Origin of the sequence: Sphingomonas oligophenolica, from assembly GCF_039522915.1 — a bacterium.
In the GTDB taxonomy this organism is placed as follows: Bacteria; Pseudomonadota; Alphaproteobacteria; order Sphingomonadales; family Sphingomonadaceae; genus Sphingomonas; species Sphingomonas oligophenolica.
On sequence record NZ_BAAAEH010000002.1, the window covers coordinates 259538 to 286191 of the forward strand.

Below are 26654 nucleotides of genomic sequence, written 5' to 3' on the forward strand. Positions count from 1 at the left end.
GACCTGAATCGTGGTCGCTTGGGAGCATTTATTCGGGATGGCCGGGAATGGTGAAACGCGTGCTTCGACGAAAGGACAGGTTGTCGCGCGGAGCCTGTCCTTCGATACGCCCTCTCGATACGCCGCTGCGCGGCACCTCGATGGCACCTCAGGACGAACGGATGAGATTTAGCGTTCGGCGCTCTGGCCGTCTCTTCTCCCCGGGGAAGCAAAAGGGGTTGATCGAATAAGCGCACGCTGATCGCGCTGCGACACAGCTTCCATCCTCCCGCCCGATGGCGCCGGGCGGAAGGATGGGGTGCGTCGGGTTACCTTCAGGGCGCCGGCTTCACCACGCGCCGGCCGATGCAGAAGGTCTTCGACACCGGCCAGTCGGTGTCGTCGTTGAGGCCGTTGGTCAGCCGCCGCCTGGTCGTCAGCGTTATCGTGTAGGAACAGGTCGGCCAGCCCGAAATGTCCTCATGATGCGTGCCGGCCCCGCCGCGCGGCGTCGAGGGCGGCGGCGGCGGGTTGGTCAGCGTGGCGCCCGACGCGGTCGTCATGCTGATGCCCCAGCCGGCGATCAGCTCGTGATCGACGGTATATTCGATGTCGAGATCAGTGCCGAGCGGCGAGCAGGGCGTGCCGCCGCCGCTGTGGAACTGAAGCAGGTCGAGCAACGCGACCTGGCTCCAGTTGTTGATCCGCACCTTGCCGATCTGGTTGGTATAGTCGGGCGCGGCCCCGCCATTGACCGCGGCGATGGTGCTGACGCGCGTCGCCTGGAAGATGATCGCGCAATCAACGCCATTCTTCTGCTCGGCAACCGGCACCGCCGTTCCGGCCAGCACGCTGGTCGGGGCGGGGCCGTTGGGCACGATCCCGGCAGCCGAGTTGAAGCCCATCAGATAGCCGCTGAAGGCATCGTCAAGGGCGTCCTGATCCACTGCGATCCAGCCCTGCGGATCGGGCACGATGAAATGGTCGGGCGGGGTCGGATCGGGCGTCGGCGTTGGCGGCGTCGGGGTGGGGTTTGTGCCGCGGATGCGGATGGTCTGCAGCGTGTTGGGATCGCCGTTCCACAGGCAGTGGCGCGTGCCGACGAGCACCTCGGAGACGAAACCGGGCCCGATCGGGGTCGGTTGCGCCGCGCCCGCCGGCTGGAACAGGAAGCGATACGCCATATTCTCGGCCGGATGGGCAGGGTCTTTCTTCGGGCAGAAGCCGCGCAGGCTCAGCCCGCCGAAAAAGCCGAAACCGGGCCCGCCATGGCCGCCGCGCGCGGCGACGGTAAGGCCGGTCCCCGCATCGATATCGCCGCCGCCGATCACGCCGAAATCGCCGATATGGGTGAACCAGGGATGATAATCGACATTGACGCAGACCAGCTTGCAGAAGCGCACGCAGCGCCAGCCGCAGATCCAGTGGCAGAGCTGGAGCGCGAAGGCGTCGAGCTTGTCCTGCTTGACCAGCGCGGCCCAGGCATCGGCATTGCCGGTGCCGACGGCGGTGCTGAAGCGCATCAGGTCAGTCGGGTTCTGCGCCAGCCTGACCAAGGCGGCGGCGAAGGCATGCGCCTCGCGGATCTGGGCCGGCCCTTCGATCATCCTGAACGGCCAGGGCCGCGCCAGCGTCAGGCAGACGAGCACGCAGCGCCACGAACAGAAGAATTCGCAGACGAAGTGGCACCGCAGCCCGAGCCGCGCCGCGCTGATCGCCGCGCCCAGCTTCGCCGTATCCCCCGCCGTCGAGGCGGCGACCGCGGCGCGGAAGGACTTTTCGTCCCTGAACAGCACGGCGATCGCCCGCGCCGCATTCTGCAGCTCGGCGGCGAGCACCGGCCGCTCGATCGCGCCGACATGGCAGATCCAGCGGCACACCAGCCGGTAGCGGATGATGCACAGCCAATGGCAGAAGAGATGGGCATAGGGCTGGATGTCGAGCTGCTTCAGCACCTCGGCGAAGCCGGCGCGGTCGCGCTTGACCAGGATGTCGGCGAGATGCTGCGCCAGCTTCGGATCGTCGCCGATCCGGGCGATCGCCTTCGCCAGCACGCGCGGATCGAGCCCGGTCGCGGCCGTCGGCGGGCCGGCCAGCTCGAGGCACAGGAAGACGCATTCCTTGGTGCGGATCCAGTGGCAGATCCGCTCGCAGTGGATTTGCAGGTTCGCGCGCCCGATCACTGCCTGGAACTGTTTCGCGTCCTCGGCGCGAAACGCGGCATAGGCAGCCTCGAATGCGCCTTTGGCCTGGAGCAGATCGGCAATCGCGTCGGACTGGCCGAGCAGATCGCCCAGCACTTCGATATCTTGCATATGGTCAGTCATGTCTGGTTCCTCAGGATAAATGACCCCGGCCCTGGGATGCGACCCTGTGGAAGGAGGCGGTATCAAGTATCGACTCGATCAATCCGCCTCGGATCGCGGCACTATCGCGCCTTCATGATCCTGTATTGTTCGGAAACGACATGGGCGTCTCTTTTCTCGCAAGTATTGCCGCGAGGATGAAGCTCATTGTCTTTCAGTAACCTGACGGCAATAGTGTCGCTTATGTACGACACGATCCGGGTTGCCGGGAGGCGGGCGACCGGCGCCGGGCAAATAAAGGCCCGGCGAGAAAAGGGAGCTCGCCGGGCCCTCAAAGGGGATGTTTCCGGGGGGGAACATCCGCGGGCAAAATGCGAGCGCTGCCCCTAAAGATCAAATGACGAATTTTTAATGCGCGGCGCCGGGCGGCGGTCGTTTCTCTGGCGTTCAGCTTGCCCGGTTCATCGGCGACCCACCCGGGAGCACATCATTCCTGATGGGTGGGTGTCGATGAGAAGAAAAGCGCTTGATGTCGCGGCTCGCTACGGCGTGTCGTTGATCGTGACCGGGTTGATCGTGTGGGGCATGGTCGCCCAGGTGCCCGACGCGCCGTCGCAATATTATCCCTGGCTGCTCGCCGCGTGGCTGTGCGTGACGATGATCGCCGGGCGTGGCCCGGGCTATGCGGCGCTTGGCTTCGGCGCGCTTGCGGTCGCGTTGTTCGCGCTGCGCGGCGCCGGCTTCGCGGTGGCCGATCCCGACGATGCGACCGGCCTGGTCGGGCTGATCGCGGCCGGCCTGCTGATCGTGATCGGCCTCGGCCGCGCGCGCGAACGCGCCGCCTTTTTTCGCGACCATGCCGCTTTCCTCGGCGAGGAGAATGCCGGCCTTCGCGCGATCACCAGCGAATTCTCCCACCGGCTCCGCAACGACCTGAGCGGGTTGATCGCGACCGCCCAGCTGCGCTCGGCCACTGCGGAGCTGCCCGAAACGCGCGCCGCGCTCGGCGCGATGGGGGATCGCATCACTGCGCTCGCCTCGGTCTATGCCCGGCTCGATACCAAGCGCAGCCCAAGCGCCACGATCGGCCTCAGGGCCTTTATCGAGGGGCTGTGCGAGGATCTCCGCTTCGCGCATCTGAGCGTCAGGCCGATCGGGCTCACGGTCGACGTGATGGAGGTGAGCGTCAGGGCTGGGCGGGCGGTGCTGATCGGGCTGGTCGTCAACGAGCTGCTGACCAACGCCTCCAAATATGCCTTTCCCGACGATCGCCCGGGCACGATCACGGTATCGCTCCACGCTCATCCGGCGCGGACCGGCATCTGGCAGCTGAGGGTGGTCGACGACGGCGTCGGCTTGAGCGACGCGGGCGTCGGCACCGGGCTTGGCCAGAAGCTGATCAAGGCGCGAGCCTCGCAGCTCGGCGGCATGTTCAGCCTTGCGCGCCACGACGGGTTCACGGTCGGCCAGCTGGACTTTCCGGCGAGCGACGGGCCGGCGGGGTGAGCCGGGCTCGCTTGAGCGGAGAATCCGCGGCCGCGACAAATGCCGCCGCCGCTGCGATCGGCCCGGTGCTGCTGGCGAAGGCATGTTCATCGCCGCCGGCACGGGGGAGGGCGGCTGAAATATCGCCTATGCTCCGGCAATCCGCCGCCAAGGTCGCCCGGGCAGGGGTGCGCAAATAACGGCGACATTGCCGCCTGCCATATCCGCGGTCCCGTTGAGGGCAAACGCGACGAATGGGGAAAATTACGTATATCGGCGTGAGTATGCGGAACTAGTTTGCGACGGGCGGGCACCGCGACCCGGACCCGTGATTAGAAACTGAGGCCCGGCCAGCGCCGGGCCTCGTTTTTGCGCGGAATGGCGTGCAAGGACTTTTGCGCCGGATCTTTCTGCTGATCTTCCAATTATTGCCGCACGCCTCACCCGCCCGATCCGTCCCCGTCGCGATGAAAGCGGATCGTCCGGCCAAAACGCTGCAGCAGCAGATCGCCCTTGTCGATCGCCAGCGCCTCGCCGCGGAAATCGGCCTTGCCGAGATCGTTGGGCTCGAAGCGGAAGCTCAGCCAATAGCCTTTGGCCGGATCGATCGCGATCACATCGCTCTTCTGTTCGAACATCGGCAGGAACAGCTGGACCTTCACCGGCGGATCGCCCGCCGCGAACGGCACTGTCAGCCCGTCGTCAGTCAGTTGTCGCCCCGCATCCCCGCCCTTCGCGAGCCGGATCGCCGCGTCGAAATATTGCAGCGACATGCCGCGCGGCGCCTCGACCGAGAGCGTCAGCACGCCGGCCGGGGCCGGCTTCTGGCCGAGAAAGACGAAGCGCGGCGGGGTGACCTTGTCGCTGGTCAGCAGCACCTGGCCGCCCTCGGCCAGCCAGGTCCCCTCGGCCTCCTCGTCGAGCGCGCCGTAAGCGACGCCATATTGGAAACGACCATCGGCCCTGAGCAGCAGCTCGGCGCCCATCTCCATCTGGTGGCCGTCATAATGGCCGACCAGGGCAGCCGGGTGCTGGTCGGCAGGCTGGGGCGCCGGCCGGGCAGGAGCCGCCGCGCCCAGTGCCGCCATCAGGAACGCGAGCAGTCCGCCCAGTCTCATCACAACCCCCTGTCGAGGATCATCGTGCAGCCCGGTTTGCGCCACGTCAACGCGGCTCGCCGCGCCGCAGCCACACCGGGATGTTGACCTTGCCGGGCAGGGCGCTCAGGTCTGGTCGAGAGCGATGAGTGAATGGGGCACCAGGTGCGCGAGATCAATGCCGGCGATTTCAACGCCGCGCTTTTCCATGACGAGATCGTCCCGGCCTATCGCCCGGTCGTGATCCGCGGGCTCGTGCGGGACTGGCCGGTGACGCGCGCGGCGGCCGAGGGGGGCGAGGCGCTCGCTGCCTATCTCAAGCGCTTCGACGGCGGCCTGCCGGTCGCGACCAAGACGGCGCCAGCGGCGGTCAACGGGCGCTTCGCCTATGACGCGGCGATGACCGGGTTCAACTATCACAAGGAGCGGATGACGGTCAGCGATGCGCTCGACCGGCTGGTCGCGCTGTCGACGGAGGAATCGCCGCCCGCCTTCGCGATCCAGTCAGCCCGGGCGCGCCGTTATTTCCCGGGCTTCCAGCGCGAGAACCGGCTGCCCGTCCTGCCCGACAGCGTCGCGGCGCGCCTGTGGATCGGCAACGCGGTCACCGTCGCCGCGCATTACGACACGACCGAGAACATCGCCTGCTGCGTGGCCGGGCGGCGGCGGTTCACGCTCTTTCCGCCATCGCAGGCGCGCGGGCTCTATCCCGGGCCGTTCGAGCTGACGCCGGCCGGCCCGATCGTCTCGATGGTCGATTTCGAGAAGCCCGATCTCGATCGCTTTCCGCTGTTCGCCGAGGCGATGGCGGCATCGCTGGTGGCCGAGCTCGAGCCCGGCGACGCGCTCTACATCCCCTATCTCTGGTGGCACCATGTCCGTTCGCTCGAGCGGATCAACCTGCTCGTCAATTTCTGGTGGAAGGTCTCGGGCAGCACCCATGAGTTCGGGTCGGAGGCATTGCTGCTCGCCATGATGGCGATCAAGAACCTGCCGGAAAGCCGGCGCGACGCCTGGCGCGCGCTGTTCGGCCATTATGTGTTCGGCGACGACGGCGCGCCCGGCGCGCACCTCCCGCCCGCCCGGCGCGGCGTGCAGGGCGAGATCAGCGCCGAGGAGGCGGCCAGGCTGCGCGCCGAGATCGCGCGGAAACTGGCGCCGCGTCCGGAGCCCGCTCACCCGGTCGCCTCGCGGCTGCGGAGGCTCGCGCACAGGCTGGCCTGGCGGCGCTGATCCGGCGGAGGTTCCCGTCCGCTGCGCTCCATGGCAACCCGTAACGTCGCCGAAACCTTTTGCCGATTGCCGCATTGACCTCCCTCAAGGGCAAGGCCGGGCAACGATGCTACCGGTCGCGAAACGGGTTTCGGAGGGTGAATGACCGATAGTGCGACCGGCGTATCCGGGCTCGACGAGATCCTGGCCGGGGGCCTTTCCCCGGGCAGGCTCTTCCTGCTCGAAGGCAGCCCCGGCACCGGCAAGACGACCATCGCCAGCCAGTTCCTGATGGCCGGCGCCGAGGCGGGCGAAAAGGTTCTCTACATCACGCTTTCGGAGACCGAGGAGGAATTGCGGGACGGCGCCGCCTCGCATGGCTGGAGCTTCCCCGACAATTTCGAGGTGTTCGAGCTTGTCCCGCCCGAAAGCCTGCTCAACGACGACCAGCAGCAGAGCCTGCTCTATTCCTCCGATCTCGAGCTCGGCGAGACGACGCGGCGGATCTTCGAGGCGTTCGAGCGGGTCAGGCCGGCGCGCGTGGTGCTCGACAGCCTGTCCGAAATCCGCCTGCTCGCGCAAAGCTCGCTGCGCTATCGCCGCCAGATCCTCGCGCTGAAGCATTATTTCTCGCGCCACGACGCGACCGTGCTGATGCTCGACGATCTCACCGCCGACATGATGGACAAGACAGTCCACAGCGTCGCGCATGCGGTGCTGCGGCTCGAGGAGCTCTCGCCCAATTACGGCGCGGAGCGGCGGCGCATCCGCGTGCTCAAATATCGCGGCCGGCGCTATCGTGGCGGCTATCATGATTTCGTGATCGATACCGGCGGCGTGCGCGTCTTCCCGCGCCTCGTCTCGGCCGAATATCGCACCAGCTTCACCCGCGAGTCGATCCCGATCGACAATCCGGCGCTCAACGACCTGATCGGCGGCGGCTTCGAGCGCGGCGCGAGCACGCTGATCCTGGGCCCGGCGGGCACCGGCAAGTCGCTGCTGACGCTGAGCTTCGTGCAATCGGCGATCCGCCGCGGCGAGAATGCAGCGATGTTCATCTTCGACGAGGAGCTCGGGCTGCTGTTCGAGCGCGCGAAGGGGCTCGGCATCGATCTCGAGGAAATGGTCGACAGCAACAAGCTGGCGATCGAGCAGATCGACGCAGCCGAGCTGACCCCCGGCGAATTCTCCGAGCGCGTGCGCAAATGCGTCGAGTCTCACCATGCCCGGACGGTCGTGATCGACAGCCTCAACGGATTCCAGTCGGCGATGCCCGAGGAACAGGCGCTGATCCTCCACATGCACGAGCTGCTGCAATATCTGAACCGCCGGGGCACGATGACCTTCCTCACCGTCGCGCAGCACGGGCTGGTCGGCGACATGAAATCGCCGGTCGACGTGACCTATCTCGCCGACACCGTCATCCTGCTGCGCTATTTCGAGGCGCTTGGCCGCGTCCGCCGCGCCATCTCGGTGGTCAAGAAGCGGACCGGCGCGCATGAGGATACGATCCGCGAGTTCATGATCGGCGGGAACGGCATCACGCTCGGCGAGCCGCTGACCGCTTTCCAGGGCGTGTTGCGCGGCGTGCCGACGCTGGTGAGCGAAACGGCGAGCCTGCTCGACGTGCAGCGAGCGTGACGGGGCCTTGAACCGCACCATCGCAGAAGGCGCGATCATCCTCGCGCCCCGTGGCCGCGACGCCGCCGTGGCGCAGTCGATGCTGCGCGAGGCCGGGCTCGAGGCTGCGACCACGTCCGATCTTCCCGGGCTGGTGCGCCTGTTGCGCGGCGGCGCCGGCTTCGCGGTCGTCACCGAGGAGGCAGTGCGCGGCGCCGACCTGCGCGAGCTCGCCGCCTTTCTCACCGACCAGGCCGAATGGTCCGATTTCCCCTTCATCCTGCTGACCGAGCGCGGTGGCGGCATCGAGCGCAACCCGGCTGCGGTGCGTCTGCTCGAGACGCTCGGCAACGTCACCTTCCTCGAACGGCCTTTCCACCCGACCACCCTGATCAGCCTCGCCCGCTCGGCGCTCAGGGCGCGGCGTCGCCAATATGAGGCGCGCACGCGTCTCGAGGCGATCCGCGAAGGCGAGGAGCGGCTTCGCCTCGCGCTCGATGCCGGCGGGCTCGGCTCCTGGGTGTTCGACATCGCCACGCGGGCGATCTCCGGCTCCGAGACGTTCAGGGCGCAGTTCGGCCGCCGCCCCGACGACCCGGTCGATTATGACGTGCTGGTCGCGAGCATCCACCCCGACGATCTCGACCATCGCCAGCACGCGCTCCGGCACTCGCTGGAGACGGGCGAGGATTATCTCGGCGAATATCGCTGCATCTGGCCCGACGGCAGCGAACACTGGATCCAGACCCGCGGCCGCGTCGAGCGCGGGCCGGGCGGCGAGCCGCTGCGCATGGTCGGCGTGTCGCAGGACATCACCGAGCGGCGCGATGCCGAGGATGCGCTGGTCATGTTCGCAGCGGAACTGGAAGAACGCGTCGAGCAGCGCACCGCCGAGCGCGAGGCAGTCTCGGCCCAGCTCCACGAGGCGCAGAAGCTCGAGACGCTCGGCCAGCTCACCGGTGGCGTCGCGCATGATTTCAACAACCTGCTGACCCCGGTCATCGGCAATCTCGACATGCTGCGCCGCCTGCACGAGGACGAGCGCAGCCAGCGCCTGCTCGGCAGCGCGCTCGAGGCGGCCGAGCGCGCCAAGACCCTTGTCTCCCGCCTGCTTTCCTTCGCGCGGCGCCAGACGCTCGAGGCCCGGCCGATCGATACGGCAGCCGTGATCGGCGGCATGCTCGATTTCATCCGCCGCACGATCGGCCCGCATATCGATGTCGCGCTCGACGTGCCCGACGGCCTGCCGGCGGCGATGGTCGATCCCAACCAGCTCGAGCTCGCGCTGCTCAACCTCTCGGTCAATGCGCGCGACGCAATGCCCGAGGGCGGGAGGCTGGCGATCTCGGTCGCGCTCGAGCAGCTGTGCGCGCCAAACCCCTGGGCGCTCGCGCCCGGCGGCTATATCGCGCTGCGCATCGCCGACACCGGCACCGGCATGGACGAAGAGACGCTGCGCCGCGCGATCGAGCCCTTTTATTCGACCAAGGGCATCGGCAAGGGCACCGGCCTGGGCCTGTCGATGGTCCATGGCCTTGCCGCGCAATCGGGCGGCGCGCTGCGCCTGCAATCAGCGCCGGGCGAGGGGACGACCGCCGAGCTGCTGCTGCCGCTCGCGCATCAGCCGGCCGAGCAGATCGCACTGCACCGCGACGAGCCGATCCCGCGCATGTCCCGGCTCCATGTCCTGCTGGTCGATGACGAGGAGCTGGTGCGCCGCGGCACCGCCGAGATGCTCACTGACCTCGGCCACGGCGTCGTCCAGGCAGCCTCGGGCGCGCAGGCGCTGCGGCTGCTCCGCACGGCGCGCTACGACGTGATGGTCAGCGACTATCTGATGCCCGGCATGACCGGCCTCGATCTCGCCGCCGACGCACGCCGCATCGTGCCCGGCCTGCCGGTGCTGCTGATCTCGGGTTTCGCCGATGTCGCTGACGGCTTTTCAGGCGATATCCCGAAGCTCGCCAAGCCTTTCCGCCAGAACGAGCTGGCGGGCGCGCTCGCGCAAGTGGTCGAGGGGGCCGGGCAGGAGAAAGAGGCAGCGGAGTGAGGAGAGGCGGGGCGCCCGCCTCACGAATAGTCGTGGCTGACGTCGCGCTTGAAGCCGCGCAGCCGCACCGGCTTGCGGTCGACGCATAGCGGGGCGGCGGCGAGCCGTAACCAGCGATGGCCGCCATTGGCCGGCAGGATCTCCACATCGAGGGTGAAGCCCCGGCGATGCTTGATGGCATAAGCGCGCAGCCTTTCCATCGCAGCGCGCGAGGGCTCGGCGTACAGCGAAACCGGGATCACCCTGGGGACGCGTCGCCCTTGCGGCAGGCCGAACAGATCATAGACCGCCGCCGACCAGGTGAGCGAACCATCGCTCAGATCGCAGTCCCAGACCCCGATTCCCTGGGCTGCGAGCGCAGCGGCGTCGATAGCGAGGTCGCTCGCGGGCGCATCGTCCCAATCGAAGACGCGTCCGAGATCGAAGCGCTGGTCGCGCTCGAACAATGGCCAGCTATGGGCCAGCGGATAGGGGTTCATCGACACCGGGGGAAACAGGTCATTACCGGTCGAGGGCTATGCCGAACATCCTAATAATCCGTCAATTTCAGGCGATCGCGGCATCGCGCCGGGGCGATTGACCGGCCCGCAAACCCTGTCACCATGGCCGAAACGGGATCGACAGGGGACAGCTGATGGTGCGGACGCGGTATCTGACACTGGTGTCGCTGGCCGCGCTGGCGGTGGCGACGGTGGCCGAGGCGCGGCTCACCAGGGTGAGGATCGCGTCAGTGACGCCGGCACCGGCAAGGCCGGGCATCCAGCCCTATGAGATCGTCCGCGGGACCTTTTCGGGCGAGGTCGATCCCCGCGACCGGCACAATGCGATCATCACCGACATTGGCTTCGCGGCCCTCAACCGCCGCCACCGGGTCGGCTATTCGGCCACGTTCGAGATCGCGCGGCCGATCGACCTGTCCAAGGCAAGCGGTGTCCTGTTCTATGATGTGCCCAATCGCGGGCACGGTGCGGCCTTGCCAGATCCGGATGGCCATATCCGCGTGATCAGCGGGTGGCAGGGCAATATCGCGCCAGGCCCCGCCCTGCAGACCGTGACCGTGCCGGTCGCGCATGGCCAGGGCGGGCTCGCGATTAGGGGGGCACTGCTCACCCGCATGACCAATATCCCGGCGACGGCGAAGAGCGTGGTGATCGGCGGCGCGTACAGCCGCACCGCGCAGCACCCGCTGCCCATCGCGCTCGACACGACCAGGGCGCGGCTGGTGAAGGCAGTGCGCGGCGCCGCGCCGGTCCGCGTCGCGCCGGGCGCCTGGGCCTTCGCCGATTGCTCGGTCACGCCCTTCCCCGGCAAGCCCGATCCGGCCAGGCTCTGCCTGCGCGACGGCTTCGACCCCGAGGCCGCCTATACGATCGTCTATGAGGTGAAGGATCCGCTCGTCCTCGGCCTCGGCTTTGCCGCGACGCGGGATCTTGTCTCCTTCCTGCGCAGCGGCAAGCCCGACGATGCCGGCACCCCGAACCCGGCGGGAAGGGCGGTGCGCTGGACGGTCGCGAGCGGCACGTCGCAATCGGGCAATTTCCTGCGCAGCTTCACCACCCTCGGCTTCAACGCCGACGAAGGCGGCAGGCGGGTGTTCGACGGCATCAACCCGAACATCGCGGCGCGGCAGATCGTCCTCAATCTCCGCTTCGGCCAGCCCGAGGGCGCCGCCGACCCGGACGAACCGGGCAGCGAAGGCACGCTCTGGTGGGGCCGCTATGACGATGCGGCGCGGGGCCTCGGCGTGACCAGCCTGCTCGATCGCTGCACCGCAAGCAACACCTGCCCCAAGGTGGTCGAGACCTTCGGCGCCGCCGAATTCTGGGGCCTGCGCGCCTCGCCGGGCCTGGTCGGCACCGATGCGAAGGCCGATATCCCGCTGCCGGCCAATGTGCGCCGCTACTATTTCCCGGGCGTGACGCATGGTGGTTCGAACGGCACCGGCTTCCCGGTCGCCGGCGACAGCGTGCCCGGTCCGTGCGTGCTGCGCGGCAACCCCAATCCGTCGAGCGACAGCTTGCGGGTCGCGCAGAAGATGCTGGTCGCCTGGGTGAAGCGGGGCACGCCGCCACCGCCGAGCCGCTACCCGACAATCGCCAGGGGCGAGCTCGTCGCGCCCAACGCAGCGGCGATGGGGTGGCCGCGCATTCCCGGTGCGCCGGTGCCCGACGGCAAGCTCAACCCGTTCGACGATTATGATTTCGGCCCGCAACTGCGGCGCCGGGATCTCAGCGGCGTCGTCACGCTGCTGCCGCCGGCCGTGCGCAGGATCCTGCCGTCGCGGGTGCCGCGGGTGAACGGCGACGGCAACGAGACCGCCGGGGTGCCCTCGGTGCAGCTTCAGGTGCCGCTCGGCACCTATACCGGCTGGAACGTGATGGCGACGGGCCATGACAAGGGCGGCAATTGCGGCTTCAACGGCGGCTTCATCCCCTTCGCGCGGACGCGGGCCGAGCGCTTCGCGACGCACGATCCGCGCCCGTCGCTCGAGGAGCGGTACGGGAACCATGCTGGCTTCGTCATGAAGATCCGGGCGGCGGTGGCAAGGCAGCGGGCGGCCGGGTGGCTGCTGGCCGACGACGCGGCACGGATCGTCGCTGCGGCCGAGCGGAGCAATGTGCTGAGATAGGGCGTGGGTGCCGCGGGCGTTGCCAATCTGCACGCGAAGCCGCGAAGGCGCGAAGAGATTTGGGAGGAGGTGCCGGACACCAATTTCTCTTCGCGTCTTCGCGTCTTCGCGTGAAATCATCGTGATCTGTTTCCAAAGCCGTCATGCCGGACTTGTTCCGGCATCCACGGAGCCGGCGTCTCGTACGGTCGAAGCGTGGAGAATGTGGCCCGGTAGATCCCGGAACAAGTCCGGGATGACGGTAAGATGGTGGGATACCACGATCATTCCCTAACGAGGCGCCGATGGGAACAAGCCCCGGGGCGGCGCGCCCGGTTTCTGGAGGGGTGCGCGGCCCGCCCTTCCAATGCCGGCAACAATGCGTAAAACGCCGTCCCCGGGGGAGCCTGAACCAGAAATGCCCAAAGCCGATAACCGGTTATTGCTGATTGCCTTCATCGTGTTCATCGACATGGCCGGGATCGGGCTGATCATCCCGATCCTGCCGTCGCTCGTCGAAAGCCTTGGCCATACCAGCGTCGATCGCGCCGCGGTGATCGGCGGCGAGCTGCTGTTCGCCTATGCGGCGATGCAGTTCCTGTTCTCGCCGGTGATCGGCGGCCTCAGCGACCATTTCGGGCGACGGCCGGTGCTGCTCGGCACGCTGGCCGCGCTCGGCGTCGATTACGGCGTGATGGCCTGGGCGCCGACGCTCGGCTGGCTGTTCGCCGGGCGGCTGCTCTCGGGGATGATGGGCGCGACCTGGGCGGCGGCGAACAGCTGCATCGCCGACATCTTCCCGCCCGAGCAGCGCGGCCGGCAGTTCGGGCTGCTCGGCGGCGCGGGCGCCTCGGGCTTCGTGCTCGGCCCGGCGATCGGCGGGGTGCTCGGCACGATCGACCTGCGCCTGCCCTTCATGGCGGCGAGCGGGCTTGCGCTGGCGGGCGCCGCGATCGGCTTCGTGACCTTTCGCGAGACCCTGCCGCTCGACCGCCGCCGTCCCTTCACCATGGCCCATGCCAATCCGTTCGGCACCCTGGCGCGCATGGCGAAGCTGCCCTTCGTGTTCGGCATCCTCGTGACGATCTTCCTGATGCAGCTCGCGGCGCAATCCCAGCTCGCGACCTGGCCCTATTTCCTGATCGCGAAATTCGGCTGGTCGCCGCTCCAGATCGGTCTTTCGGTCGCGACCTTCGGCATCCTGATGGCGATCGCGCAGGGGATATTGACCGGCCCGGTCATCGCCCGGCTCGGCGAGAAGCGCAGCGTCGCGGCGAGCCTCGCCTTCGGCCTCCCGGCCTATGCGGTGCTCGCCTTCGCCACCTCGGGGTGGATGGTGTATCTCGGCATCATGCTCGGCGCGATGACCGGCATTGCCTTTCCCGCCATGCAGAGCCTGATGACGATGCGGATCGACGAGAAATGCCAGGGCGAGCTGCAGGGCGCGATCGCCAGCACGATCGGCCTCACCGCGATCATCGGGCCGGTCGCGATGACGCGGATCTTCGAACATTATGCCAATGCCAGCGGCGTCTATTTTCCCGGCGCGCCGTTCGTGGCGGCGGCGGGGCTGATGGTGATGGCGATCCTGCTGTTCCTGGCGACCGTGCGCCGCTCCGGGGCGGTGCGGCGGTGATTGCCCTCCGTCCGAGCCGCCCCGGAATGGCTGACGGGCGGCATCCGACATAACCCACTTTATGGCGTGAACGGCCGGCATCTGCTCAACTGCCGGCATGTGCCGCTATTTCTTCCACCTCGTGAACGACAGCTCGTCCATCCCTGACAAGGAGGGGCAGGAGCTGGCGAATCGCGAGGCGGCCTGCGCGGTGGCGCGGCGGACGGCCGGCGAGCTGATCGCCCATGAAGTGGGGGCGGGCCGCGACATCGTGCATCTCACGATCATGATCGACGACGAGGCCGGCGCCAGGGTGGCGAACCTCAAGGCAGTCGCGAATGTCGTGGTCTCGGAAAACCCGCTGGTTCCGTAGCGTCCGAACCGTTCCCGGAGAGCCGGGCCACCGGCAGGCCGATGATCTCGACTGCGTCGGCAAAGGCAATCGTGTCCAGGATAATGCCCTCCGCATCCTCGACATCGATCCGCTGGCGAAGGTCGATGCGGCCAGCCAGCACGTCATGGGCGATCAGGGCGCGCACCTCGCGCAGCGCCCGCGCCCTGGCTTCAGCCACGTCGAGGTCGGCGCCTTCATGGTCGAGAATGCGTTCAACGCCATCGTGATAGTGAAAAAAGACTCTTGTCATGCGGCGCCCCATCAGGCGGGAGCGCATCGACTCTCAGCCGCCGAAGCCTGAAATCATTATTCGGCGATCGAACTGAAATATCAGGTACCGAGGCGATCGACAATTAAATTAACATATATCAGTATATATCCAACAACATTTACTTATTTATTCGGCCAAGCCTGTGATAAGGTAAAAAGATCGCCGACATATTATTCGGGTCGAGGCGACTGAGAGATGCGTGAGCTCCCGCCCAGCGGAGTTCTCTCGTGTCCGACCAAGCTGTTCTCGACCAGATCGTTCGAAAGCTCAGTGCCAGGGGCGATCTGGACGACGGCGATCGTGCGGCGATCCATGCGCTGCCTTATGTCCGGCGTGCCTATGAGGCGCCGGCTTATGTGCTGCGCGAGGGCGAGCCCGCGAAGAAGGTCTGCAACTTCGTCGTTTCCGGCCTCGCCTATCGGCAGAAGCTGACCTCCGAAGGGGCGCGGCAGATCGTCTCGATCCATATGGCCGGCGATTTCCTTGACCTGCAGCATCTGTTCCTCACCTATGCCGACCACAGCGTCCAGGCGCTGACCCGGCTGGATGTCGCCGAGATCGATCGCGACGCCCTTCATGAGCTGGTGTTGCAGCGCCCGGCGGTGGGCCGCGCGATGTGGACCGATGCGCTGGTCGATGCCTCGATCTTTCGCGAATGGGTGCTGAATATCGGGCGCCGCGATGCCCGGGCGCGGGTCGCGCATCTGCTGTGCGAATTCGCGCTGCGGATGGAAGCCGCCGGCATCGCCGAGCACCACCGCTATGAGCTGCCGATGACCCAGGAGCAGATCGGCGATGCCGTCGGGCTCACGCCGGTCCATGTCAACCGCACCCTGCGCGCGCTCGCCGCCGACGGCCTGATCCGCCGCGAACGCCGCCATATTTCGCTCGAGAACTGGGAGGAGATCAGGCAGGTGGCCGATTTCAGCGCGCTCTATCTCCACCTCGACCCGGCCTCGCCTGCGGGCGGCTGATATCGCCGCGATACGGCCCCGCGCGACATTGCGGGCGGGTTCACGCGTGAACGATCGAGATCCTGGTGCCGGGATGGGAAGACGCGGTGTGAACCGTTGCGTCGAGCTGGCTGGCAAGCGCCTCGATGATGCCGGTCCCCAGGCCCGGCTTCACGACGCCGCCGCCGTGCATCCCGACGCCGTCATCGGCAACCGACAGGATCCATGCCGGTCCCGTCGCCTGATAGGCGACGACGATCCTGCCGTTGCGATGCATCGGAAAGGCATGTTTGAGCGCGTTGATGACGAGCTCAGTGACGATCAGCCCGAGACTGACCGATTCCTCGGCGCTGGTGATGCTGAAGTCAGCCTGCACCACGATCGACAGCTGGTCATGATCATGGATCATCGACGCGGCCAGGCTGTCGCACAATTCAGTGAGATAGCCGCGCAGCCGCACATCCTTCAGATCGGACACGGCGAGGTGGCGCTGCACCGCGGCGATCGACATCACCCGCTGGTGCGCATCGCGCAGGTGAATCCGCGTCTCCTCCGACTGGACGCGCCGCGCGCTGAGCATCAGCACGCTGGCGACGATCTGCAGGCTGTTGGCGACGCGGTGCTGCAGTTCCTTGAGCAGCACCGCCTTTTCGCGCAGCAGGGCTTCCTTCAGCTTCTCGGCGTGGCGGGCTTCGGTGATATCGAGCACCGAGAGGATGATGCGGACATTGCCGCTATCGGCATAATCGAGCTTGTGGGCCTCGAGCACCACGCATCGCGGCGGCCGGCCCTCGCGCTTGAGATCCATTTCATAGCCGCCGATTTCGGTATTGCCGGCGACGGTCGCTTTCAGCATCGCGTTCAACTGGCGGCCATTCCATTCGCCGGCGCCGAGCTCGGCGAGCTTGCACCCCCGCGCATCGGCGGGATCGATCTCGAAGTCGCGGCAAAAGGAATCGCTCGCTGAGATCACGGTCAGGTCGCCGTCGAGCAGCAACAGGGGCGTCCTGGATGACGCGATCACCGCCAGCGCAAGGCTGCCTGCTGCTTCCGGGTGAATGTGCGTCTGCTCAGTCATCGATATGGCCCCCTTCAGGGGGCCGGAGGCTCGCAACGCGAAAGCCATCCCCGGCATGAAGGTTTGATCGGTCGCCTTTCCTCCAGGCACCTCTCCGATCAGCCAGACCCTCTTATCATGGAAATCAACATATGATGCAGGTTAAATTGCAACAATAACGGATGGATCAACTGTGTTTGTCGCCAGCCTTTAGCGCCTGATCAGTTTGCCGCCCGGCGGTCTCGCGCGAAGGAAGGCGCTGCCTCGACCCAGGATTGCGCCGCCCGGCCTTCGAGGATGAGGATGGCGACGATCTGCGCCACGCCCACCGGCAGCAGCGAGAAATCGCGCAGGATCATCGCGGCGAGCAGCGCGCATCCGGCGATCGCCAGCATCAGCAGGGTCATCAGGGTCAGCGCGAAGCGCGAGCGGGTGAACCAGAAGAGCAGCAGGGCAGCGCCACCGCCGAGCGCGCAGGCGATCGCGACGAGATTGGGCGCCACCGCCGCGAGCCCGGCGAGCGAAGCGGCAAACAGGCCGGCGCCGGCATAGGGCTGCCAGGGCCGCGGCATCAGATCGCGCATCGTCATCGTTCTTCCCCTTTTCGTTGGGCCTGAAACGAGGGGAGACGAGCTCTGGTTCCGATGAAGCGAGGAACTATCTGTGGATAAGCGACGCTACGGGGTTTTACCGATTCCCCGCTGGCCGTGCCTCGCGGAAATCAAGGCCTTTGGCAGCAAGGCGGGCAATCATGATCGATCATATCGGCATCGGCGCCGGCGATTTCGAGGCGTCGCGGCGCTTCTACGAGGCAGCGTTGGCGCCGCTCGGCCTGGGCGTAATGATGGAAGTCACCCCCGAGCAGACCGGCGGCTATCACGGGCTCGGCATGGGCAGGGACGGCAAGCCGTTCTTCTGGATCGGCAATGACGGGCAGCGCGGCGCCGGGATGCATGTCGCGTTCGGTGCCGCGACCCGGGCCGAGGTCGACGCCTTTTACGCAGCGGCCATGGCGGCGGGCGGTCGGGACCATGGGGCGCCCGGCCTGCGCGTTCATTATCACCCGAATTATTATGCCGCCTTCGTGCTCGATCCCGACGGGATCAACGTCGAGGCTGTCTGCCACGCGCCCGAATAGGGCGGCCGGAAGAACCGGCCGCCCCGTCGCGTTCAGATCGTCGGCCCCTTGGGCGCCGGCGGCGCCGCGTCCTGCTTCACCGGAATCGTCTTTCCGGCGGCCGCGGGGGTGCCGCTGGCCGGTGTCGGCTGCACGCCCATGGCCGAGCAGTCGCCCGAGCTTTGCGACACCATTTTGGGCTGCTGGTTCGGCCCGAACGAGGTGACCTGGACGCTGCGGCTGCACATGCCCTTGCCCGAGCTGGTCGAGACGAAGGAATACTGCACCGTGCCGGCAGGCATCTTGCCGAACGCAGCGGTGTCGATCCTGCCGTCGGGCGAGACCGGCAGCGCGGCCATCGTCGATGCCTGACGCATCATCGCGTCCATCTGGCGGTCCATGGCGGCGGCGATCCGGTCGAAATCAGCGAACGGCGCCATCTCGAACGGCGCGAAGGCGACCGGCAGCGCGATCTCGCGCGGCGGCGCGATCGCCACCCTGGGGGCGACGTCGCCGCTGTAATGGATCTGCTCGATCGATCCGTCGGGCAGGGCGATGTTCAGGACATGGTTCTTGGCGGTCGCGGCCATCGCGCTCCCCGCCAGGGCGAGCGATGCGATACCGGCGAGAAGGCCGATATGGGTTTTCCTCATCGATTCATCCTCCGCTTGGGTGTTGAAGAGGGAGGATAAAATTAGGAAAGCGAAGCTGAACCGCGGATTAAAATTTGGCGCTATCCGCCAACCGTGGGACACCCCGTTCCAGAAACGAGCATCTGATCACCCGGATCATCAACCTCGATTTCGACTGAGTTCGCTCCGCCGAATACGTAGATTAACGCAATGCAATCGCGCCCCATCCCGGCTTGATGGCGCGACCCCCGACGAGCCGACGAGGAGAGCATTCATGATCCGCGACATTCTTTCGTTCATCGACGACGCCGCAGCCGGCACCGCCCATGTCAAGGCGCTGCTCGGCCTTGCCGAGCGCTTCGATGCCCAGCTCGAGCTCGGCGTGCTGACCGCCGGCCCGATGATGTTTCCCGCGCTCGCCCCCTATACCAGCCTCTACCTTCCCGAGATCGCGCTTCGCGACGATGGCGAGGCCGAGCTCAGCCGGGTGCGCGCGCAGGTCGCCGCCGCGGCCGATCGCGTGAATGTCTGGGGGTTTCACGACAGTATCGGCTGGCTCGCCGCCGATGTCCGCGACAGCCGCCAGATCGCCGACCTGATCGTGATCGGCGCCTCCGATGCCTGGCTCCATGGCTGGCTGCGGCGGCGGATGATCGAGACGCTGGTCCTCTCCGCCGGCACGCCGCTGCTGCTGCTGCCGCCTTCGGGATGGTCGGGCAAGGTCGGGCACGCAATGCTCGGCTGGAAGCCCTCGGCGCACGCCAACCGGGTCGTCCATGATCTCGTCGCGCTCGCCGAACCGGGCGCGCGGATCGATATCGTCACGATCGGCCGCGCGGTCGAACCCGAGCCCGACAGCGTGGTGCCGGGCAGCGGGATCGTGCGGCACCTGACCCGCCACGGCTTCGCGGTCGAGCTGCACCGGCTCGACGAGGACGGGGTCGAGGCGGACCAGCTCTCGGCCTTCGCGATCGATCGCGGCGCCGATCTGCTGGCGGTCGGCGGCTTCGCGCACAGCCGCGTCCGCGATATCGTGCTCGGCGGGGTCACCCAGGGGCTGATCGAGAAGACCGAGCTTCCCGTGCTGATGGCGCACTGAGCCTCGCGGTCGGGCGCCTGTCGCGGCGCCGGGCCTCAGAGCCCGTTTGAGAATGGGTTGAGCAACAACGGCAAGCGTGTTCAACTTCGAGCGCACCTTTGGCTGGACGACGCGCTGGCGCAGGCTGGTCCGCGACTATGAGAAGCGCCTCGACGTGTCGGAAGCGATGATCCATCTTGCGATGGCAAGTAACCTGCTCCGGCGGCTCACTCCCTGAATGGACAACCGATGCGCAAGCCAGAGATCATCGCTAGCCCAGACGGCTTCGCGATCGTCACCGCCAAAGGGACCGATGACGTATCCCTCGACGAGGTGAGGGCGATCATCGCCTACAAGCTCGATGAACTCACGACCGATCTCGTCTGCTGCGACATCGTGACAGGTGCAGGCGACGGTGAGCAGATACGCACTATCCACGAGGAACTATCCGGCTTTGACGCCGCCATGGCCAAATTCGAAAACTTGCCCGGCTTCAATCGGGAATGGCGCGACGCCGTCATCGACCCGACCTTCGCCACCAATCGCACCCTCATCTACAGCCGCACCTTCGATACCTGAGCCATTATCAAACGGACTCTCAGACCCGCCTTCTCCTGCGCACGCGCCGTGGTTTCGCCGGCCGGCGGAACCACCAGGCCTTGGCCAGCTCGGTGACGAGCACATAGCCGAGCACCACCAGCACCCCGGCGCCGAGCTCGGCCGCGTCGACCGGCACGAAGCTGAAGGCGCGGCTCAGTTCGCCGAGAAAGGGCAGGGTGATCACCGCCGCGACGACCGCGGCGGTGCTGCACAGCAACAGGGTCGACGGCCGGCTCCGCCAGGCGAGGCGATGGGTGCGGAGCACGAGCACCACGGTGAGCTCGGTCAGCACCGACACGACGAACCAGAGCGTCTGGAAGGTCGCCGCATCGGCATGGAAGACGACAAGCAGCAGCGCGAAGGTCAGCCCGTCGAAGCAGGAGCTGATCAGCCCGAAGGCGATCATGAAACGCTGCACCTCGCGCACGTCCCAGCGCTGCGGCGTGGCCAGCCTTTCCTCGTCGACCCGGTCGCTCGAGATGGCCATCGACGGCAGGTCGGAGAGGAAATTGTTGAGCAGGATCTGCTTGGGCAGCAGCGGCAGGAAGGGGAGGAAGGGCGTGACCAGCGCCATGCTCACCATGTTGCCGAAATTGGCGCTGGTGGTGATCGAGATATATTTGAGCGTGTTGGCGAAGGTCCTGCGCCCGTCGATCACGCCCTGGCGCAGGATGTCGAGATCGCGGCGCAGCAGCACGATATCGGCGCTCTCGCGCGCGACATCGACTGCCTGGTCGACCGAGATGCCGACATCGGCGGCATGGAGCGCCGGCGCGTCGTTGATCCCGTCGCCCATATAGCCGACGGCATGGCCGGCTTTCTGGAGCGCGCGGATCAGCCTTTCCTTCTGCTGCGGCTCGATCTCGGCGAACAGGATCGTCCGGCTCGCCGCGCGCGGCAGCGCATCGTCGCTGATCGCGGCGATCTGCTCGCCGGTCAGCATCTTCGCCGGATCGAGCCCGACCGCGCGGGCGACATGCGCCGTCACATGGCGATTGTCGCCGCTGATCACCTTGATCGAAATCTGCAGCGCGGCGAGATCGCGGATCGTCGCCGCGGCTTCGGGCTTGGGCGGATCGGCGAACAGCAACAGGCCGATAAAGGTCATGTCCCGCTCGTCCTCGCGGCTGTAGCGCGGCGCCGCATCGACCACGCGTTCAGCGATGGCGAGGGTCCTGAACCCGGCCTCGCCCTGCGCCCGGAACAGCGCATCGACGGTCGCCCGGTGCGCCGCGTCGAAAGGCAGGTCCTTCCCGCCGATCCTGACCCGGGTGCAGTTCGCCAGCATCTCGGCGCAGGCGCCCTTGGTGACCATCCGCCGCGCGCCCGCCTCCTCGACCACGATCGAGAGGCAGCGGCGCGAGAAGTCGTAGGGGATTTCGGCGACCTTCGTGAGGGCGCCGGTCGACAGCTTCCCGGCCGTGCCCATCGCGACGATCGCCTCGTCGAGCGGGTTGGCGATGCCTGTCTCGAAGCTGGCGTTGATGAAGGCGGCCAGCTTCACCGCCGGGTCGGGACGGCCCTCCGGGTCGACCGCGTCGTGGAGCAGGATGGTGCCCTCGGTCAGCGTGCCGGTCTTGTCGGTGCACAGCACGTCCATGCTGCCGAGATTCTCGATCGCATCGAGCCGGCGGACGATCACGCCGCCTTTCGCCAGGTGCCGCGCGCCCGCCGCCAGCGTGACGCTGACGATCGCCGGCAGCAGCTCGGGCGACAGCCCGACGGCAAGCGCGACCGCGAACAGCAGCGATTCCGCGAAGGAGCGGCCGAGCAGCTGGTTCACCGCGAGCACTGCGATGACGATCACGATCATCACCCTGAGCAGCATCAGGCCGAAGCGGCGGATGCCGCTGGCGAACTCGGTCTCGGGCTCGGCCACGCCGAGCGTCGCGGCGATCGCGCCATAGGCGGTATGGTCGCCGGTCACGGCGATCAGCACGCGCGCGGTGCCGCTGCGCACCGAGGAGCCGGTGAACACCGCATTGGTCCGCCCTGCGATCGGCGTGGCGGCGGCGACGATCCCCGGGCTCTTCTCGACCGGCAGCGATTCGCCGGTCAGCGCTGCCTCGGTGACGAGGAAGTCGCTTGCCTCGAGCACGAGCCCGTCGGCGGGCACGAGATTGCCCGCGGCGAGCAGCACCACGTCGCCGGGCACCAGCTCGGTCGCCGGCACGCGCGTCTCGGCGCCGTCGCGCAGCGTGCGGGTCATCAGCGCGAGCCGGCCGCGCAGCGCCTCGACCGCGCGGCTGGCGCGATATTCCTGGAAGAAGCTCAGCAGCGCGCTGCCGAGCACGATGGCGAGGATGATCGAGGCGTCGAGCCATTCGCGCAGCGCGAGCGAGATCGCCGCGCCGAACAGCAGGATCAGCACCAGCGGGCTGGCGAATTGCTTGAGCAGCAGCCGGATCGCCGATGTCTCGCCGGCGCCGCCGACGATGTTGGGGCCATGCAGCTCCAGCTTTTCCGCGGCGGCCGCGCTGGTGAGGCCGGTCTCGCTGCCGGCGAGCGCGGCGTACAGCGCCGCCGGGGGCTGGGCCCAGAAGGTCGCGCAGGGATCGTCCATCGTCACTCCTCCGAACGGGGCGCGCCGTCTCGCCTGTCTATCTCGCATCGCCCGGCCTGTCGCCATGGTGCCTTGCATGTTCTTTGTGACCGTGCGCCGGGTGTGCGACCGCGCGGCGCATCAGGAACAGGCCGGGAATCAGCGGCAGCCACAGGGTCATGCTGCGCAGCAGCAGCGTGCCGGCGAGCGCCGCCACCACAGGCACGCCGAGCAGGCGGAGCATCGCGGTCGAGGTCGCCTCGAAAGTGCCGAGGCCGAGCGGGATCGGCCCGAGCGTGACGACGATCGACGCCGCCATCACCGCGACGAAGGACGTGCCGGGCGATGGCGATGCGCCGAGCGCGAGGAGGCACGCCTCCAGGGTCGCGGCATCGGCGATGAAGACGAGCGCGTTCCAGCCCGCCACCTGGGCGATCAGCCGGCGGTCGGCGACCAGCGCCGCGGGCGCCTCGCCGACCGCCCGGACGAGATTGCGCACCACCGCGATCCGCTCGATCCGCCGCGGCAGCGGCCGGCTGCCGCGCCGGCGCAGCCACAGGGCAAGCGCCGGGATGGCGATCGCGACCATCAGCAGGGCGGTGACCAGCCCGGCCAGCAAGGGGGTCGCCTGGTGGTGCAGCCACAGGACGAGCAGCATCGCGATGGCGAGCAGGGCATAGGCAGCGTAAAAGCCGACCATCGACACCAGCAGCGCGGCGACCGCGGTGCCGCGCGGCGTGCCGATCGCCACCAGCCGGTCGACCAGTACCAGATTGCCGCCGATCCCGGCGCTCGGCACGACCTGGTCGGCGAATAATTTGGTGACCGCGATCGGGATGAGCTTGCCGAGCGGCTGGCGCGCGCCGGCGCGGCGCAATACCGCGCCCCAGCCGAGCGCCACGAAGACATAGGTGCCGCCCTGAAGCGCGAGCGCGACGAGCAGCCACAGGGGCTGGGCGCGGCTGACCAGCAGCTGGAAGCGGTGCAGGTCGCCCGACCGCAACACGACGAAGATGAGCGCGCCGATCCCGACCAGGCCGAACAGCCAGGCGGCGAGCGGCGAGCGTCCTTCGGGGCGCTCGCGCTGCGGGTGAGTGGGGTGGCTGCGCCGCACGGCGACACGGTGGCGCATCGATCGAGCGGGGCGGGGCGGGGTCATCTGGTTGCCTTGAGTGCGGCGGCGATCGGCATTGCGTGATTCCCCGTCATCATCTGGCGCCGGTCGACACCCCAATCGTCATGCCGGACTTGTTCCGGCATTCCACCGCCCCTCGCCCTCATCGGCCTCTAATACGCGGGACCGTGGACCCCGGAACAAGTCCGGGGTGACGATGGAATTGAACCGGCCGCGTGGACCGTAGCGAGATGGCGGGCACGCCGGACTTGGGAAAATCCCCTATTCAACACCCGCCCGGGCCGTTCCAGGAAGGCGCCATGACTCAAGGCTATGCGATGCAGTTCGACCAGCCCCACGGGGCGCTCCGCCGCGTCGGGCGTCCGGTGCCGCTCCCGGGCCCGGAGGAGTTGGTCCTGCAGGTCCTTGCCTGCGGGGTGTGCCGGACCGACCTGCATGTCGCCGACGGCGAGATCGCAGCGCACTATCCGATCGTGCCCGGCCATGAGGTGGTCGGCCGCGTCATCGCGATCGGCGAAAGCGTGGCCGATTTCCGGATCGGCGACCGGGTCGGCGTGCCCTGGCTCGGCGGCGCCTGCGGCACCTGCCCCTATTGCCGCGCCGACCGCGAGAATCTCTGCGATCGCCCGGTCTTCACCGGCGCAACCCGCGACGGCGGCTATGCAACGCATATGGCGGCGGACGCGCGCTTCTGCCTGCGCATCCCCGACAGTTTCGGCGATGTCGAGGCGGCGCCGCTGCTCTGCGCCGGGCTGATCGGATACCGCTCGCTGGTAATGGCCGGGGAAGGGAAGCGGATCGGCCTGTACGGCTTCGGCGCCGCGGCGCACATCGTCGCTCAGGTCGCTTTGTGGCAGGGCAGGGAGGTTTTTGCCTTCACCCGCCCCGGCGACGACAAGGCGCAGGCCTTTGCGCGTTCGCTGGGCTGCACCTGGGCGGGCGGGTCGGACGCGCCGGCGCCGGTGCCGCTGGACGCGGCGATCATCTTCGCCGCGGTCGGCGCGCTGGTGCCGCTCGCGCTGGCGGCGGTGCACAAGGGCGGCCGTGTCGTCTGCGCCGGCATCCATATGAGCGATATCCCGAGCTTTCCCTATGACCTGCTCTGGGGCGAGCGCTCGCTGCTCTCGGTCGCGAACCTCACCCGTGCCGACGGCCGCGATTTCCTGGAGATCGCGCCGCAGGTGCCGGTGCGCACCAGCACCACCATCTTCCCGCTCGAGCGCGCCAATGACGCGCTCGCCGCGCTGCGCGAAGGCGCGCTGGAAGGGGCGGCCGTTCTGGTGCCCTGAGGCGCGCGCCGACGCCCCTAGAGCATTAAGTCGGGAACACCACCCCGTTCGTCCTGAGGTGCCATCGAGTAGCCGCGCAGCGGCGTATCGAGAGGGCGTATCGAAGGACAGGCCCCGAGCGACAACCTGTCCTTCGATACGGGCCCTCGATACGCCTTCGGCACCTCGGTCCCTACTCAGGACGAACGGATCAGATTTTACGCTGGCGGCTCTAGGCGAGCAGCGCGCGCTCGCCCTCCTCCTCGATCGGGTCTGGCACGACGAGCTGGTGATGCGGCTCGTGATGCACGAGATGATGCGCGGCGCGGCGTTCCATCGGCGATGGCGGCCAGTAGTAGGCGGTTATCGCATTCCACCACGCCGTGCCGAACGCCATCGGCATCTCCCATAGCGGAAACATGGGAAACAGCATCGCGCCCGGCACGGCCGGGTCGCAACCCGGCGCGGCATCAGTATCCTTCGTCATCGCGGCCTCCCTGGATAAGGCCGGATTCTACCGCGACGGCGAGGGCGGCTCCATGCGGATGTTTACTGAGCCCGGCGTCTCCGGCGCCCCTGCGGCTACAGGACGGGCGGCAGGCACGGCCGCAATGCCGCCAGCGACCGTTCGACCCAATCGGCCAGCGGCGTCCCGATATTCGAGCTGAGCGTCATCTCGCCCTCGCCCTTTCCCGGATAGGCGGCCGGCGCGTGGAGCTCATAACCGGTGCCGTCGGCCGTCACGACGATATCGGCATTGTCCAGCAGCGGCGGCGCCGGCCGCGGCGCTGGCAGGTCGCGCATCGAGCGGAGCATCGTCAGGACCGCGGGGCAGCGGACGCTGTCGGTGCGCGAGACTTCAGCCCATTGGCCGGGGCGCTTCGTCGTGCGGCGAACCCAGTAGACCGGTTTGCCGCTGGCCGAGCGCGTCGTGCCGATCGCCACGTCGACGGCAATGCGGGAGCGCGCCTGATGCGCCGAGAAACGCGCCCAGCCATTATCGGCGGGCGGGGGCTGCACTGCCTCGAGGGCGAGGGCGACGATCAGCATCGATTGTTCCTGGTTCGAACGGGTGGCGGTTCAGGGGATCGGCAGGGCGGAGGGGCCGGCGGGGCGACAAAACGCGTCATCACCCGCCGAGTGCCGCGAACTCGGCGAGCAACGGGCCGAATGCTTCCATCGAGTCAGGCTGGGATTCGAAGCTGTGCCTTGCACTCGTCGTCGCCCAGGGAAGCTTTTCCCGGGTCCAGAATTCGACAAAGGGCACGAACCCGGCATGGTCGTCCAGCATGGTCGCGCGGACATTGACGAAGCCCATATCGGGCTCGACCCGGGTGAAGACCCAGCTCTTGCACCAGTCGCAATGATGGTGGCGCACCTCGGCGCCGTGGAGGCCGCCGATCACCGGCGTTCCCGCGATCACCTCGAAACCGTCGGTCGGCACGCTCATCGTCAGCGAAAAGGCGCTCGCGCTCATCTTCTGGCAGCCGGTGCAATGGCAGGCAGCGGTGAGGAGCGCGGGCCTGGTCACGCGGAAGCGTACCCGGCCGCAGCGGCAGCCTCCTTCCACCGGCAGGGTCGAGTCGGTCATCGCTTCCTCTCCGGCGTGGCTCGGCATGATGGCAGGAAAGGGGG

25 protein-coding genes are annotated in these 26654 nt (G+C 67.6%); 13 read left to right on the plus strand and 12 right to left on the minus strand.

The features are described 5' to 3' along the window. Positions 1-314: 314 nt before the first annotated feature. Positions 315-2306, minus strand: coding sequence for a hypothetical protein (locus tag ABD050_RS01585; RefSeq protein ID WP_343887361.1), 1992 nt, complete (start codon positions 2304-2306; stop codon positions 315-317). A 540-nt stretch (positions 2307-2846) separates the two neighbouring features. Between ABD050_RS01585 and ABD050_RS01590 the strand changes: the two genes are divergently transcribed. Then, the gene (locus ABD050_RS01590; protein ID WP_343887362.1) at positions 2847-3791 is read left to right on the plus strand and encodes a sensor histidine kinase; all 945 of its coding nucleotides are present in this window, start codon (positions 2847-2849) and stop codon (positions 3789-3791) included. Positions 3792-4210: 419 nt separating this feature from the next. On the opposite strand, the gene ABD050_RS01595 is transcribed toward ABD050_RS01590, so the two are convergent. After that, the gene (locus tag ABD050_RS01595; RefSeq protein ID WP_343887363.1) at positions 4211-4888 is read right to left on the minus strand and encodes a hypothetical protein; all 678 of its coding nucleotides are present in this window, start codon (positions 4886-4888) and stop codon (positions 4211-4213) included. Positions 4889-5032: 144 nt separating this feature from the next. Between ABD050_RS01595 and ABD050_RS01600 the strand changes: the two genes are divergently transcribed. The 3 genes from ABD050_RS01600 to ABD050_RS01610 all read left to right on the plus strand — a co-directional run bounded on the left by ABD050_RS01600 (position 5033) and on the right by ABD050_RS01610 (position 9749). After that, entirely contained in the window at positions 5033-6100 is a 1068-nt protein-coding gene (locus ABD050_RS01600) for a cupin-like domain-containing protein (RefSeq protein ID WP_343887364.1), read from the plus strand. 141 nt (positions 6101-6241) lie between these two features. Next, a complete protein-coding gene (locus ABD050_RS01605) occupies positions 6242-7720 on the plus strand; it encodes an ATPase domain-containing protein (RefSeq protein ID WP_343887365.1) in 1479 nt (492 codons plus the stop codon). A 7-nt stretch (positions 7721-7727) separates the two neighbouring features. Continuing rightward, entirely contained in the window at positions 7728-9749 is a 2022-nt protein-coding gene (locus tag ABD050_RS01610; protein WP_343887367.1) for a PAS domain-containing hybrid sensor histidine kinase/response regulator, read from the plus strand. Positions 9750-9769: 20 nt separating this feature from the next. Here ABD050_RS01610 and ABD050_RS01615 read toward each other — a convergent pair whose 3' ends face one another. After that, on the minus strand, positions 9770-10228 hold the full coding sequence (locus ABD050_RS01615) for a hypothetical protein (protein WP_343887368.1): 459 nt from the start codon (positions 10226-10228) through the stop codon (positions 9770-9772). Positions 10229-10383: 155 nt separating this feature from the next. Here ABD050_RS01615 and ABD050_RS01620 point away from each other — a divergent pair, with 155 nt between their 5' ends. The 3 genes from ABD050_RS01620 (at position 10384) to ABD050_RS01630 (ending at position 14345) form a co-directional block, all read left to right on the plus strand. After that, complete coding sequence (locus ABD050_RS01620) at positions 10384-12378, plus strand: alpha/beta hydrolase domain-containing protein (protein ID WP_343887369.1); 1995 nt, start codon at positions 10384-10386, stop codon at positions 12376-12378. Positions 12379-12775: 397 nt separating this feature from the next. Further along, a complete protein-coding gene (locus ABD050_RS01625; protein WP_343887370.1) occupies positions 12776-13993 on the plus strand; it encodes a TCR/Tet family MFS transporter in 1218 nt (405 codons plus the stop codon). Between the two features lie 97 nt (positions 13994-14090). After that, positions 14091-14345: a DUF6894 family protein gene (locus ABD050_RS01630; RefSeq protein ID WP_343887371.1), complete on the plus strand. Its 255-nt coding sequence runs from the start codon at positions 14091-14093 to the stop codon at positions 14343-14345. On the opposite strand, the gene ABD050_RS28990 is transcribed toward ABD050_RS01630, so the two are convergent. Then, positions 14296-14643: a DUF6894 family protein gene (locus tag ABD050_RS28990; protein WP_425542394.1), complete on the minus strand. Its 348-nt coding sequence runs from the start codon at positions 14641-14643 to the stop codon at positions 14296-14298. The two genes, ABD050_RS01630 and ABD050_RS28990, sit on opposite strands and share 50 nt — an antisense overlap. Before the next feature lie 221 nt (positions 14644-14864). Between ABD050_RS28990 and ABD050_RS01640 the strand changes: the two genes are divergently transcribed. Further along, positions 14865-15611 carry a Crp/Fnr family transcriptional regulator gene (locus tag ABD050_RS01640; protein ID WP_343887373.1) on the plus strand — a complete coding sequence of 249 codons (747 nt, stop codon included), beginning with the start codon at positions 14865-14867 and terminating at the stop codon, positions 15609-15611. Positions 15612-15651: 40 nt separating this feature from the next. Here ABD050_RS01640 and ABD050_RS01645 read toward each other — a convergent pair whose 3' ends face one another. Continuing rightward, on the minus strand, positions 15652-16668 hold the full coding sequence (locus ABD050_RS01645) for a sensor histidine kinase (protein WP_343887374.1): 1017 nt from the start codon (positions 16666-16668) through the stop codon (positions 15652-15654). 200 nt (positions 16669-16868) lie between these two features. Then, positions 16869-17237 carry a hypothetical protein gene (locus tag ABD050_RS01650; RefSeq protein ID WP_343887375.1) on the minus strand — a complete coding sequence of 123 codons (369 nt, stop codon included), beginning with the start codon at positions 17235-17237 and terminating at the stop codon, positions 16869-16871. 161 nt (positions 17238-17398) lie between these two features. Here ABD050_RS01650 and ABD050_RS01655 point away from each other — a divergent pair, with 161 nt between their 5' ends. Next, entirely contained in the window at positions 17399-17785 is a 387-nt protein-coding gene (locus ABD050_RS01655) for a VOC family protein (RefSeq protein WP_343887376.1), read from the plus strand. A 32-nt stretch (positions 17786-17817) separates the two neighbouring features. Here ABD050_RS01655 and ABD050_RS01660 read toward each other — a convergent pair whose 3' ends face one another. Beyond that, positions 17818-18417 carry a hypothetical protein gene (locus tag ABD050_RS01660; RefSeq protein ID WP_343887377.1) on the minus strand — a complete coding sequence of 200 codons (600 nt, stop codon included), beginning with the start codon at positions 18415-18417 and terminating at the stop codon, positions 17818-17820. 253 nt (positions 18418-18670) lie between these two features. Here ABD050_RS01660 and ABD050_RS01665 point away from each other — a divergent pair, with 253 nt between their 5' ends. The 3 genes from ABD050_RS01665 to ABD050_RS01675 all read left to right on the plus strand — a co-directional run bounded on the left by ABD050_RS01665 (position 18671) and on the right by ABD050_RS01675 (position 20053). After that, complete coding sequence (locus tag ABD050_RS01665) at positions 18671-19495, plus strand: universal stress protein (RefSeq protein ID WP_343887378.1); 825 nt, start codon at positions 18671-18673, stop codon at positions 19493-19495. Between the two features lie 76 nt (positions 19496-19571). After that, a complete protein-coding gene (locus ABD050_RS01670; protein ID WP_425542396.1) occupies positions 19572-19712 on the plus strand; it encodes a hypothetical protein in 141 nt (46 codons plus the stop codon). A gap of 11 nt (positions 19713-19723) precedes the next feature. Beyond that, positions 19724-20053 (plus strand): hypothetical protein, encoded by a 330-nt coding sequence (locus tag ABD050_RS01675; protein WP_343887379.1) that lies wholly within the window; start codon positions 19724-19726, stop codon positions 20051-20053. A 19-nt stretch (positions 20054-20072) separates the two neighbouring features. Here the strand turns inward: ABD050_RS01675 and mgtA are convergent, their stop codons facing one another. Further along, positions 20073-22637, minus strand: a complete 2565-nt coding sequence (gene mgtA, locus ABD050_RS01680; RefSeq protein ID WP_343887380.1) for a magnesium-translocating P-type ATPase — start codon at positions 22635-22637, stop codon at positions 20073-20075. Between the two features lie 37 nt (positions 22638-22674). Then, on the minus strand, positions 22675-23775 hold the full coding sequence (locus ABD050_RS01685) for a lysylphosphatidylglycerol synthase transmembrane domain-containing protein (RefSeq protein WP_343887381.1): 1101 nt from the start codon (positions 23773-23775) through the stop codon (positions 22675-22677). Positions 23776-24050: 275 nt separating this feature from the next. On the opposite strand from ABD050_RS01685, the gene ABD050_RS01690 reads away from it, so the two are divergent. Further along, positions 24051-25040 carry a zinc-dependent alcohol dehydrogenase family protein gene (locus tag ABD050_RS01690; protein WP_343887382.1) on the plus strand — a complete coding sequence of 330 codons (990 nt, stop codon included), beginning with the start codon at positions 24051-24053 and terminating at the stop codon, positions 25038-25040. A 211-nt stretch (positions 25041-25251) separates the two neighbouring features. On the opposite strand, the gene ABD050_RS01695 is transcribed toward ABD050_RS01690, so the two are convergent. The 3 genes from ABD050_RS01695 to ABD050_RS01705 form a co-directional block, all read right to left on the minus strand. Further along, complete coding sequence (locus ABD050_RS01695; RefSeq protein ID WP_343887383.1) at positions 25252-25506, minus strand: hypothetical protein; 255 nt, start codon at positions 25504-25506, stop codon at positions 25252-25254. A 95-nt stretch (positions 25507-25601) separates the two neighbouring features. Further along, positions 25602-26069 carry a hypothetical protein gene (locus ABD050_RS01700; RefSeq protein ID WP_343887384.1) on the minus strand — a complete coding sequence of 156 codons (468 nt, stop codon included), beginning with the start codon at positions 26067-26069 and terminating at the stop codon, positions 25602-25604. Between the two features lie 79 nt (positions 26070-26148). Continuing rightward, positions 26149-26610, minus strand: a complete 462-nt coding sequence (locus ABD050_RS01705; RefSeq protein WP_343887385.1) for a GFA family protein — start codon at positions 26608-26610, stop codon at positions 26149-26151. Between the last annotated feature and the right edge of the window lie 44 nt (positions 26611-26654).